This window comes from Roseinatronobacter alkalisoli, assembly GCF_028745735.1.
In the GTDB taxonomy this organism is placed as follows: Bacteria; Pseudomonadota; Alphaproteobacteria; order Rhodobacterales; family Rhodobacteraceae; genus Roseinatronobacter; species Roseinatronobacter alkalisoli.
The window spans coordinates 56,296-64,510 of sequence record NZ_JAQZSM010000022.1; the positions used below are offsets into that span (position 1 = coordinate 56,296).

An 8,215-nucleotide genomic window follows, 5' to 3' on the forward strand; every position below is an offset into this window, starting at 1 on the left:
AGATTATCCGCTCATCTGCCAGGACTAAACCACCGGTGTCACAGTGAAATACTCCCAAGCGCGCGGTCAAGACTGCTCAAGAACAGGTCCACATGACCGGCCTCGCAGATCAGGGGCGGGCGCACTTTGAGCGTGTCCTCATTCGCCCCGGTGGTGGAGATCATCACCGCGTCCTCGCGCAGCGCATTGACCAGATCCAGCGCCAGCTTGCGCCGCGCCGCCGGCGCGCTGTCCGGGGCGCCAATGTCGATACCGAAAAACAGCCCAGCGTTCCGGATAGCGCGCAGGGTGGGCTGGCGGGTGGCCAGCGCTTCCAGTCCTTTGTGCAGCCGCGCGCCCATGGTCTGCACATGGCCAAGGATACCGTCGCGTTCGATGATCGTCAGCACTGCATCGGCACAGGCGATGCCAATGGTATTGCCCGCAAATGTGTTGGAATATCGCGCGGTGACGCCGAAGCGCTCCATCGGTGCCTTTCGCCCTACCACCGCGCCGATGGGGAACCCGTTACCCATCGGTTTGCCGAGTGTCACGAGGTCGGGCACGATCCCATGGTGCTGAAACCCCCACATATGCGCGCCGGTGCGGCCGAAACCTGGCTGTACCTCGTCGCAGATAATCAGCCCACCCGCGTCGCGCACGGCCTGGGCACCACCCGCGATGAAGCCCGGCGGGTCGGTCCAGACGCCATCGCTGGAAAAGATGCTGTCAAGCAGCAGCGCCGCAACGCCGATGCCCCGGCGCTTTAGGTCATGGATCGCGGCGCGCACCTCGGCCTCAAAATGCGCGGCGGCCTGTGCCTCGGGCACGCCTGCGGGGCCGGGCAGAGTGACCATCCGCACGAAGGGACTAAGCTGCACCGCTTCGCCCAGATTGGGAGAGACACCCGCCACCGCAGCACTGGTGCCGTGATAGGCATAGGACGACACGATCACCCCCTCGCCGCCGCTGGCCAGCCGCGCGATGCGCAGCGCGAGGTCGTTCGACTCGCTGCCCGTGCAGGTGAAGACCACGCGGTCGATCTCGTCGGGGAAGGTGGCGGTCAGCCGTTCAGCGTAGTCGACCAGCCGGGGCTCAAGGTAGCGCGTGTTGGCGCTGATCCGTCCGGCCTGATCGGTCATGGCGGCGTTGACCTCGGGGTTGCAGTGACCCAGCGAGGGGACATTGTTGTAGAAATCCAGATAGGCGCGCCCGTCAGGGTCATAAAGCCACATCCCCTCGCCGCGCACAAAATGTACGGGCTTTCGGTATTGCAGCCGGTAAGAGGCCCCCAAAACCGCATCGCGGCGGGCGATCAGCTCGGCCTCGCGCTCTGGAAGCACGCTGTCACCGGGGCGGAAACGGTTGGGCATGAGATCGGTTGTCATGGGATCTGGCCTGTCAGATGAGGGTGGGGCAAGGCCAATGCGGCCGTGACGGCTGCGGTGGCAGAAGTGTCGTCCAGCGCAGAGAGGATTTCAAGACCCCGTTCCGCGCGGCCAAGGTTCTTGTTGATATAGGCGGCCTCGTCGGGAAAGAGATGCGAGCGCCAGCGGTTAATCAGGATCAGCGCCGCCTGCCGCGCGCGCATCAGCCCGACCAGAAGCTCCGCCTCAAGCGCCGACAATGGCTGAACCGAGGCATAGCCCGCCACCAGCGGTGTCGCCCCGCCAAGGGGTTGCAAAGGGTCGGTGACCATATAACCGCCGGCAATTGCCAGATCCTGCAAGCGCGGGTTCCAACCGCCATCGCCGAAGTCGATGAAGCTCGGCCCATCAGCGGTGAGGATCATATTATGGGGGCTCGGGTCGTTATGGGTGACCTGCCAGTCGAGATCGGGCAGGCGCGGCGCGATATGGGTGGCGTAATCCGCCATGGCCGCGCGCACCTGATCGGCCAGTGGGCCGGGGGGCAGGTGGGTGGCGAAATCCATCAGATGCGGCCAGCAGGCGATGTTCCACAAAACCGGACGGCGCGCAGCGAGCACCTCGGCACGCTCCAACGCCTGCCCCAGCCGTGCCACCGCTGCGCCGGTGTCAAAGATTAACGCCTCGGTCAAGGGCGCGCGGTGCAGGGCTTCGCCCTCCAGCCGGGTTTGCAGGTAGCCGCAGGCGCCCTCGGCCACGAACATCAGCTTACCCTGGCGCGTAGGTACCAGTTCGGACACCCTGATTCCCGGAGCGCCCTGAACAGCGGCAAGGGCTGCGCTTTGAAAGCGAAAACTCTCAATCGCCTCGGGCCGGGTTGCGGTCTTGAAAATCAGGGAGCGACCATCATGCAGGCGAACCTCGGCGGTGCGCTCCACCTCGGAAGAAAGTGGGGTGATTTCACCCGTCAGGCCATAATGGCGATCCAGCAGCGCGGCGGCGCGTTCGGCTTCGTCAGGGACGGCGCGACGCGCAAGGTTACGGGCCGCCGTCTGAAACCAATGCTGAGCGGCGACGGCATTCATGGCGCGCCTGGCAGGTTCCGGGCGTAAACCTCGGCCAGATCGACCAGATCCCAGTTACCGCCGGTGAGCAGCACACAGACCTCTTCATCGGGCCGGACATTGACCGCCCCGGCGAGAAGCGCGCCAATCCCGATGCTGGCCGCAGGTTCCGCAATCAACTTGGCGTCGCGTGCAATGGCGTGCATGCCAGCTACGATATGTTCATCTTCGACCAGCACGATTTCATCGACATGACGTTCGATGATCGGCCAGGGGTTCTGCGCGGGAACGCTGATGCGCAGCCCGTCGGCGATGGTGTTGCCCAGCGGCAAGGACACGCGCCGCCCTTCGATCCGGCTTTGATAGTATTTCGGCGTCAGCGCCGGTTCGGCGGCGACCACCCGCACATTGGGGTTCAACCCTTTGATCGCTGTCGCAACGCCGGAAATCAGCCCGCCACCGCCCAGTGGCACGATGACGGTGTCCACGTCGGGCAGATCGGCAAAGATTTCGCAGCCGATGGTTCCCTGCCCTGCCATCACACGCGGGTCTTCGAAACCGTGGATTGTCTCCAGCCCGCGTTCCTCGGCGATGCGGTAGACCTGTTCCCAACGCGCGGCGGTGTCGCCGTCGAACAGGATGACCTCGGCCCCCAGCGCCCTCGTATTGGCGATTTTGAGCGGCGGCGTATTTGTTGGCAAAACCAGCGTGACACTGGTGCCCAGCATCCGTGCGGCCCATGACAAACCCTGTGCATGGTTGCCCGAAGATGAGGCGATGAACCCCCGCGCCACCCGCTCCGGCGGCAGTTGCAGCGTGGCGTTCAGCGCACCGCGGATCTTGAAGGCCCCGGTGACCTGCAGGACCTCTGGCTTCAGCCAGACTTGGCAACGCGCCGCGGAGTCAATCTTGTCGGCGCGCAGAAGCGGGGTATGGCGGATATAGGATTTGATGCGCTCGCGCGCGTCAAGGATGTCCTGAAGGGTCAGGGATTCTGTCATCGGTTACGACTCTGGTGCAAGGAAATCAAAGGGCATGCCAATCCTGCGTTCCTGTGCAAGCTGCAGGATCAGGGCGGCGGTGGTGGTATCCTGAATGGCCATGCCGGTGGAATCGAAGATGGTGACCTGATCGCGGGTTTCCCTGCCCGCGGCGTGACCCAGAAGCACCTCGCCGATCTCGGCATGTACATCCGTCACCAGCCCCGCGCGGATCGCGTGCTGTACCTCGCCTTTCTCACGGCATTGCGCGCGGCTGTCGGCAATGATGCGCGCTGTGCGGAAAATATCGGGGGCAAGCTCCTGCTTGCCTTTCTGGTCTGCCCCGATGGCCACCACATGCGTGCCCGGTTGCAGCCATCCTGCCTGCAGGACAACGCCACTGGCGCGGGTGGTGGTCACGACGATGTCGGCCTCGGCCACGGCCAGTTGGGCGCTGTCTGAGGCGATGACCGGCAGACCGAATTCGGCCTCAATGTCCGTTTTGAACGCGGCGAGCCCCGCCGGCGAGCGACCCCAGGCGTGAATGCGGTCGATTTCGCTCACCTCGCGGATGGCGCGAACCTGCATGCGTGCCTGATTGCCAGTGCCGATCATCGCCAGCACCCGCGCATCCGCGCGCGCCATGGCCCGGACCGAGACCGCCCCCGCCGCGCCGGTACGAAACCCTGTCAGCAGGCTACCGTCCATCGCGCAGAGAAGCGCACCACTTGCGCCGTCGAACAACAACACCGTGCCCATGCCATTGGGAAGGGCAAAGCGGCCCGGATTATCGCGGAACCCGCCAGAGGATGCCTTGAGCGAAACCCGTTCCATTCCCGCATGGTAGCAGGCTTTGAAGTCAATCTCGGCCCCCGATTGGGACATGTGCAGGCCCATATATGGGGGCTGTTCGACCTCGCCGCCGGAGAAGGCGCGAAACGCGTCCTCGACCGCTGCAATGACGTCGGGCATGCGGATCAGACCACGAACCTGTTCTTTGGTAAGAAGAAGGGTTGCCATCTGTTCCTCCTAGCGCCGGGTGAAACTTGGGACAGGGTCGAGGGCGACAAAATCGGACATGGTACCTTCTGTTCTGTTGTGCTGATGGCCTTGATACGGGTGTTCCCTGCGAATGGTCTAACCCTGTCTGACTGGATTTGCGTGCCGATTCGACGCAGCTGGCAGCGAAAGATGGCGTTGAAGTTCTGCATCGCAACAGAATCTGCCGTACAAGGCGCTACAGGTTGCTTGTCCTCTTGCGATGGGCCCAATGAATGTCCTCGCGCTGCCTATCCACTGGCGGGGCTGGCAGTTTTCTGATCAAGGATGGCCTTCGCGATGTACAGATCCTGAAGTGAGATGCCCGAGCTGTCAAATATCGTGACCTCCCTTTCATTGAGGCGGCCCTCCGCATTGCCAGACAAAACCGCTCCGATGGCGGTCGGGGGTGCCTTGGGGTCCGCGTGCTGGAATTCGCCGATGCGTACCGACTGTTCCGGAAGATCGCAGAACAGACGGGCGCGTGGGAAAAGATCGTCGGGAAGTTCCTGTTTGCCCTTGGAGTCCGAGCCCATTGAGGAAATATGCGTTCCCGGACGGACCCATTCGGCCTTGAACAGCGGCCGGGTGGCCGTCGTCGCTGTGACAATGATATCTGCGACACGGACAGCCGCTTCCGCCGTCGCGGCCTCGGCCGGTAACCCTGCGCTGCGCAACCGTTCGACAAAAGCATCGGTGCGCGCGGGGTCTCTGCCGACCACCAGCAGACGGGACAGCTTTCGGATGCGCGCGACAGAACGCGCCTCGTAGGCGGCCTGATGACCGGTTCCGAACAGGGTCAGGACTCGCCAGAGCATCGGTTGCCACCGCATCCGCTGCGGCGGTGCGGTAGCAACCGATGCGTCCGGTGTTCTGGTCGATCAGCAGAATGGTCGAGGCATGGCGCGGTAGACCATGTGCATCATTTGTTGGAAAATCGCCACCGACCTTCAGCCCGGCCAGTTCTACACCCGAAGCCGATTTGATGGTGAAACGGTTCTGCGGGTCACTGGCATGGGCGATCACTACCGGAAAACTTGTAGCATCCGGCGCGACGGCGGCGATGAACGCATCGCGCACCGCCTTGAAGGCAAGTTCCAGCGTAACGATGGCAGAAGACTGCGCTTCAGTTATGACCATCATGGCTATCCCCTTACCAGCCGCCGAAACGGGGCCATATCTGCATTGGCCCGCCGTCCTGCGGCAGCACGTTGTAGCGGTCATGCTGCGCGGCCGTTGCGCAGGCGTGGTTGGGCAGGATCCTCAGGCGGGTGCCGACGGGCAGGTCCGGCATTACACCATCCACACCGGAACGGTGCGAGATGATCCCATGCTCCTGATTAACGCTACTTACAATAAGGTCGGGCAAAACGCGGCCATTCACGTAGCAGACCAGACCATAGCCCTGATCCACATCCTGCACCGCCGTGCCGCGATCGCGCGACAGGGTCATCCAGCCCGCGTCAATCATCGTCCATCCCCTTGCCGGCTGATGTCCAATGACGGTCGTCAGCACGCTGATAGCGATGTCGTCCACGGCGCAGACGTCTATCCCCGCCATCACGAGGTCGAAGAACATGTAGACCCCGGCCCGCAGTTCCGTCACGCCAGTCAGATCGCGCGCGGCGTGGGCGGTCGGGGTTGATCCGACACTTACGACCGGGCACGGCAGCCCCGCGTCATGCAGCACCCCGGCGGCCGAAACGGCGGCTGTGCGTTCCAGTTCTGCAAAGTTGGCATGAGCAGTCCGCCGCAAACATTGTAGCTTTCGCCCGCATGGGTCATCACACCGCGCAGACACCCGGCGTCGTGTAGGGTGCGTCCGATCCGGACCAGTGAAGGATCATCCGGTCGAAGCCCGCCGCGATGTCCGTCGCTGTCAATTTCGATCAGGGCGGGAACGTCCGACTGCACCACGGCCTGCGCCTGCGCTTCGCAGTCGAGGATCACCACGAGATAGCAGCCACGCGCACGCAGCGCCTGCACCCGTTCCAGCTTCTGCGGCGAGATTCCGACTGCGTAGAGAATATCATCGTGCCCTGCGTCGAAGAACACTTCTGCTTCGGCCAGGGTCGACACCGTAATCGGACCGGGCATACCGCCCGTCAACCGGCGTGCGACTTCGACGGATTTCGCAGTTTTCACATGAGGGCGTAGCGAAACACCCAATCTTTCCGCGCGCTTGGCCAGTCACGCGATGTTCTGCATCATCCGCTCCTCGTCCAATAGCAGCGCTGGTGTGGGCAGAGCGGCTGGGCTGGTCAGGTCCATGTCGGACGGTTGCCGAACCTGAGAATCACGCAGCGCAAACTTGCCTCGAACCGCCGCTTCCTTGTCGCGTCGCCCGAGTATGCCAGACGCTTCGGCCTTCCGCAGCGCCCCGAAGACATGTCGGCCCACAGAGTCGGCGTGGTTCACGAGAACCGGGCCGACACCACCCTTTGGCCACTGACAGGTCCGGACGGTGTTGAGAGAAGCCTGCGCGTGCAGCCGGTCTTTGGTTGCAACGATGGCTAAGCGCTGCGTGGCTGGGCGCTGGATGGCTACGGTATCGTCGAACGCTCTGAATGGAGTGTTTCGACCGATCTGAGTGCCGGCAGATTGGTGCGCGTGTTGCAGGACTGGTCGCTTCCGGACGCCGACATCTTGGCTTTGCTGAACCCACGCGCCGTACGCTCGCTTCGTATAGATAAGTTCGTTGACCGGCTCACGGCGGAGATCGGCGCGGCGCCAATGATCTGAACGACGCGCGCCTTCAGGCCGCCACAGAGCAAGATCACCAGCTTTCCGCCATCTTGACCAAAATAGACGCGATAGTCCGGTCCGAACATGATACGTCGTTCCGAGACCCCCTGCCCTACCGGCTTCACGTCGCCCAGATTACCAGTCTCTATTCGGGCAAGCGCGGTGCGGAATTTCAGAGCGGCCGCCGTGTCAAGACAGTCGGACCAGTCCGTGAACGGCGCTTTTCCATCCTCGGTGGTATAGATGACGAGCTCGATTATATGTTATATAGTAACGCATGAGGTACCAATAGAGCAAGATGTTCTTGCCCTTGATCCCAACGCCAATATTCTGGCTTGGGCGCGCGGGCGCACAGAGGCAGGACGGCAGGTGCCGTTTTCGGTTCATTCCCGCCCTCAAGCCGAAGACACAGTGGCCTTGATCGACGGGTTGGCCTCAGAGGCCGATTATCTCATCATCGCTCTGGAAGGGTCGAAGGATCAGATCGTCACCTTTGCCCTGTCGCGCACAGACCTGTGCATCATCCCGATGGATGGCTCCCCGATGGAGGCACGGCAAGCCGCCCAGGCGGTGCGCCTGGGCGAAACCACATCACGCATGATCCGCAGCCCTATCGCTTATACCTTGCTCTTTGCACGCACAAATGCGGCCTTCCTGACTACAGACGAACGGGAAGTGCGGCAGGAAATGGAGGCTAACAACATCAACACCCTGCCAGTGCGGATCGCGCGGCGTGCACCCTATACGCGAATATTCCGCGACAATGTCCTTCTGGCCGAGCTTCCTGATCTGGTGGCCGAGGAAATGACGGGAAAAGCCGCCTCAGCCACCGAGAAGGCGCAAAGGCAGGTCACATCTGCCATCGAGAATGCACGCGACTATGCGCAGGTGGTCATCGATCGTCTGATGAAAGCGTGCGCGTTTCGCATGATGGCGGGCACTGATTTCAGCTGATCGTGGGCAGCGATTTCACGGGAAGGCGGGCACCTGTTTCACGCGATCGCGGGCAGTGATTTCACGCGATCATGGGCAGGACTGGCCA

9 protein-coding genes and 1 pseudogene are annotated in these 8,215 nt (G+C 62.7%); 2 read left to right on the forward strand and 8 right to left on the reverse strand.

Annotation, left to right across the window (positions count from 1 at the left end; all coding sequences use genetic code 11):
* Positions 1-38: 38 nt before the first annotated feature.
* From PUT78_RS17985 to PUT78_RS18015, 7 genes are all read right to left on the reverse strand, one after another.
* The gene (locus tag PUT78_RS17985) at positions 39-1,367 is read right to left on the reverse strand and encodes an aspartate aminotransferase family protein (protein ID WP_274353656.1); all 1,329 of its coding nucleotides are present in this window, start codon (positions 1,365-1,367) and stop codon (positions 39-41) included.
* Positions 1,364-2,431 (reverse strand): phosphotransferase, encoded by a 1,068-nt coding sequence (locus tag PUT78_RS17990; protein WP_274353657.1) that lies wholly within the window; start codon positions 2,429-2,431, stop codon positions 1,364-1,366. Before PUT78_RS17990 ends, PUT78_RS17985 begins: the two co-directional genes overlap by 4 nt.
* Positions 2,428-3,411, reverse strand: coding sequence for a threonine ammonia-lyase (locus tag PUT78_RS17995; protein ID WP_274353658.1), 984 nt, complete (start codon positions 3,409-3,411; stop codon positions 2,428-2,430). The genes PUT78_RS17990 and PUT78_RS17995 overlap by 4 nt, the downstream gene beginning before the upstream one ends.
* 3 nt (positions 3,412-3,414) lie before the next feature.
* Positions 3,415-4,410: an ornithine cyclodeaminase family protein gene (locus PUT78_RS18000; protein WP_274353659.1), complete on the reverse strand. Its 996-nt coding sequence runs from the start codon at positions 4,408-4,410 to the stop codon at positions 3,415-3,417.
* Positions 4,411-4,679: 269 nt separating this feature from the next.
* Positions 4,680-5,246, reverse strand: coding sequence for an ornithine cyclodeaminase family protein (locus tag PUT78_RS23730; RefSeq protein ID WP_337994700.1), 567 nt, complete (start codon positions 5,244-5,246; stop codon positions 4,680-4,682).
* A gap of 335 nt (positions 5,247-5,581) precedes the next feature.
* Positions 5,582-6,007: a type III PLP-dependent enzyme domain-containing protein gene (locus PUT78_RS18010; RefSeq protein WP_274353660.1), complete on the reverse strand. Its 426-nt coding sequence runs from the start codon at positions 6,005-6,007 to the stop codon at positions 5,582-5,584.
* Positions 6,008-6,081: 74 nt separating this feature from the next.
* Positions 6,082-6,573, reverse strand: a complete 492-nt coding sequence (locus tag PUT78_RS18015; RefSeq protein ID WP_274353662.1) for an alanine racemase — start codon at positions 6,571-6,573, stop codon at positions 6,082-6,084.
* Between the two features lie 405 nt (positions 6,574-6,978).
* On the opposite strand from PUT78_RS18015, the gene PUT78_RS23850 reads away from it, so the two are divergent.
* Positions 6,979-7,170 carry a type 2 periplasmic-binding domain-containing protein gene (locus PUT78_RS23850; RefSeq protein WP_420793520.1) on the forward strand — a complete coding sequence of 64 codons (192 nt, stop codon included), beginning with the start codon at positions 6,979-6,981 and terminating at the stop codon, positions 7,168-7,170.
* Between the two features lie 14 nt (positions 7,171-7,184).
* Here PUT78_RS23850 and PUT78_RS23855 read toward each other — a convergent pair.
* A pseudogene (locus tag PUT78_RS23855) lies at positions 7,185-7,433 on the reverse strand (type II toxin-antitoxin system RelE/ParE family toxin); the annotation flags it as partial.
* Here PUT78_RS23855 and PUT78_RS18025 point away from each other — a divergent pair.
* Positions 7,417-8,127, forward strand: coding sequence for a ParA family protein (locus PUT78_RS18025; protein WP_274353661.1), 711 nt, complete (start codon positions 7,417-7,419; stop codon positions 8,125-8,127). The pseudogene PUT78_RS23855 and the gene PUT78_RS18025 overlap by 17 nt on opposite strands.
* Positions 8,128-8,215: the final 88 nt, after the last annotated feature.